Origin of the sequence: Nguyenibacter vanlangensis (genome assembly GCF_013376155.1) — a bacterium.
GTDB classification, from domain to species: Bacteria; Pseudomonadota; Alphaproteobacteria; order Acetobacterales; family Acetobacteraceae; genus Gluconacetobacter; species Gluconacetobacter vanlangensis.
Genome location: NZ_JABXXP010000396.1, coordinates 1 through 2,731 on the forward strand (window position 1 = coordinate 1; position 2,731 = coordinate 2,731).

Consider the following 2,731-nt stretch of genomic DNA (forward strand, 5'->3'; position numbering starts at 1 on the left):
GATCGCGCTGGGCCATACGGCCACGGGGCTCCGGCGGGGCATTCTCGGCCTCGGCCAGGTCGGCCGCGCCATCGCCGCGCGCGCGCGCGCCTTCGACATGCCGATCGCCTATCACGACATCCGCGAATTCCCCGATACCGGCTACCGCTTCTATGCCGACCTGACCGAGCTGGCGCGGGACAACGACGTGCTGGTGGTCGCGGCGTCGGGCGGCCCGCAATCGCGCAACATCGTCAACGCCCAGGTGCTGCAGGCCCTGGGCCCCGACGGCATCCTGATCAACGTCGCCCGCGGCAGCGTGGTGGATGAAGACGCCCTGGTCGCCGCCCTGCAGGCCGGCACGCTGGGCGGGGCGGGGCTGGACGTGTTCCAGCACGAGCCCTCGGTCCCCGACGCGCTGAAAACCATGGACAACGTCGTCCTCCAGCCCCATCGCGCCAGCGCCACGGTCGAAACCCGCCTGGCGATGGGCGACCTGGTCGTCCGCAACCTCGCGGCCTGGTTCGCCGGAGAATCCCTGCTGACCCCGGTGGTCTGACCTCTCGCGCCCGCCCCATCCGGTCGGATGATGCTCTAATGTCCTGCCCGAGAAATTCTTATGAGAAATTTCTCGGACCAGAAGGCCACTCAAATATTGATTCTAGTGTCCTTTCGATTCCGAAATTCGCTTGCGAATTTCGGAATCAGGACACTAGGGGCGGGCGCGCATCGCCATGCGATCGGCCGCAACCGATCAGCGGACGATCAGCCCCGACCGGCCGGCCGATAGGGCCGGATGCAATTCGATCGTGCTGGAACGGCTACCAGGCGCCGAAACCGCGGCCTGTTCCCGGAAGCTATGCGACGCCGGGTCGAAGCTGGCTCAGCCGGATCATCTGTCTGAACATGAAGTTTGGCGCAAGCTGACTGGCGATCTTCAGGATATTGCTGGGGCCCGGTCGAACTTCCGTCTTCCCCGCTTCGATACCCTCGATGGCCCCTCGCACGAGCACTTTCGGATCCATCCCTTTCTCACCCTTCATCTCTTCCGCGAATTCGCCACGAAACAACGGGGTCTCGGTTCCCGGAGGGACAAGCTCCACGACCGTTACTCCGGTGCTCTCGAGTTGCGCACGCAGGCATCTCGTATAGGCATGAAGTCCCGCTTTTGCCGCCGAATAAACGGGGGCCGCCGGAAACGGCACGAAGGCAAGCCCGGAAGAGACGTTGACGATGAGACTTTGTTTTCGCGTTTTCAGAAACGGAAGAAATTGCTGCACCATGTGGATTGGCCCATTAAGGCCGATCTCTATTTCACGCGTGACGTCGGCGAGAGATCGCTCTTGATCGAGCTTCAAGTTGCGCATGATGCCGGCATTGTTGATGATCGTGTCGAGGTTCGGGAAAAGTTCGACCACTTCGGCATAAAGTGCCGCGACAGCGCTGGGATCACTGACGTCGCTCAGCAATGTATGAACCCCAGGCAAATCCCGAGCAGCCTGTTCCAACCGCTCCTGATCGCGGCCGGTCACGATGACCGTATTGCCGAGGTCCAGAAGCTGGCGTCCGAGTTCCCGGCCGATGCCGCTTGTGCCGCCGGTGATGAGAATAGTTCTTCGTCTGAGCTGCATGGCCATGCCTTCGGTCGGAAATTCGACTTTGCGGCTCTCATGTAGTGCTCTACGCTCTCCAAACGGAAGAAGGCACCTGAAAGTGCTATACTTACCTGGCGGAGAGCATGAGATGGACGTGTCGGCTCGCTTCACGGCAGAGGAAATCGAGCGGGCGCGGCGCTATGCGGCCGCGATCCCTCCCGCCGACCTCGATCCCCGTATCGGCGCCTTGGTCAACGAACTCATCGGGCGCGTCGCCGATAAATGGACCATGATGATCCTGGACATCCTCGCCGATCACGGGGAGTTGCGGTTCACACGTCTCAGCGAACTGGTCGAAGGCATCAGTCAGAAGATGCTCACCCAAACCCTTCGACAGATGGAACGTGACGGGTTGGTCGTCCGGACGGTGCATCCCGTCGTGCCCCCGAAGGTCGAATACAGGCTCACCGGGTTGGGCTTGAGCCTTGGCTCCGCCTTCTGCGGCGTCTGGGTCTGGGCCGCCGAGAATCTCGAGCAGGTCGAACAGGCTCGCCAGGCTTTCGACCGCAGGGCCGGCACCGGGTGACGCCCGATCGCGATCGGCTCTATTCCGCCGGCCCGACCATCAGTTCGATCTCGATCAGCGTCGCCGGATCGGCGAATCCCGGCACCAGCCGCAGGGTCGTCGCCGGCCGCCCGGCCCCGAACGCCTCGCGCAGCAGCGGAAAACAGGCTGGAAACCCATCCGTATCGCGCATCAGGAACACGACGCGGGTCACATCCTCCATGGTATGGCCCGCCTGCTCCAGCCGTTGGGCGCCCTGCTCCAGGGCGGCGCGGCACTGCTCGACCAGGCTGGGCGCGGCCTGCCCGCCGGTGGGGTCGATGCCCGTCAACTGCCGCACATGGATGTCCTCTGCGTGCATGCCGCGCGTGCCGCTCCTCGGTTCGACGTCAAAATAACAGAATCGTCATATTCCGTTCACGAATAAATTCAACCCTCGGAACAAATCCAGCCTTGGGAAAATTCAATCCGGGACATCCGCCCCCGCCCGCGTCATCCTGCGCGCATGACGGCTCCCGTTTCTTATACCGGCCAGATCCATGCCGGCTGCGCCGCCCGCGCCGGGCAGGGGGTCCTGCTGCTCGGCCCGCCC

4 protein-coding genes are annotated in these 2,731 nt (G+C 63.3%); 2 read left to right on the plus strand and 2 right to left on the minus strand.

The window, feature by feature from the left end:
• The coding region (locus tag HUK84_RS14385; RefSeq protein WP_281362823.1) for an NAD(P)-dependent oxidoreductase at positions 1 to 538 on the plus strand (538 nt) is incomplete at its 5' end.
• Positions 539 to 836: 298 nt separating this feature from the next.
• On the opposite strand, the gene HUK84_RS14390 is transcribed toward HUK84_RS14385, so the two are convergent.
• Positions 837 to 1,610, minus strand: coding sequence for an SDR family oxidoreductase (locus HUK84_RS14390; RefSeq protein ID WP_176640903.1), 774 nt, complete (start codon positions 1,608 to 1,610; stop codon positions 837 to 839).
• A 112-nt stretch (positions 1,611 to 1,722) separates the two neighbouring features.
• On the opposite strand from HUK84_RS14390, the gene HUK84_RS14395 reads away from it, so the two are divergent.
• The gene (locus HUK84_RS14395) at positions 1,723 to 2,160 is read left to right on the plus strand and encodes a winged helix-turn-helix transcriptional regulator (RefSeq protein ID WP_176640901.1); all 438 of its coding nucleotides are present in this window, start codon (positions 1,723 to 1,725) and stop codon (positions 2,158 to 2,160) included.
• Positions 2,161 to 2,179: 19 nt separating this feature from the next.
• Here the strand turns inward: HUK84_RS14395 and HUK84_RS14400 are convergent, their stop codons facing one another.
• Positions 2,180 to 2,500: a Rid family hydrolase gene (locus tag HUK84_RS14400; protein ID WP_176640902.1), complete on the minus strand. Its 321-nt coding sequence runs from the start codon at positions 2,498 to 2,500 to the stop codon at positions 2,180 to 2,182.
• Between the last annotated feature and the right edge of the window lie 231 nt (positions 2,501 to 2,731).

What these genes read in the sequence shown, in the direction of transcription:
- HUK84_RS14390 (WP_176640903.1), bottom strand. Translation starts at nt 1,610, where the DNA reads ATGCAGCTCAGACGAAGAACTATTCTCATCACCGGCGGCACAAGCGGC.
- HUK84_RS14395 (WP_176640901.1), top strand. Translation starts at nt 1,723, where the DNA reads ATGGACGTGTCGGCTCGCTTCACGGCAGAGGAAATCGAGCGGGCGCGG.
- HUK84_RS14400 (WP_176640902.1), bottom strand. Translation starts at nt 2,500, where the DNA reads ATGCACGCAGAGGACATCCATGTGCGGCAGTTGACGGGCATCGACCCC.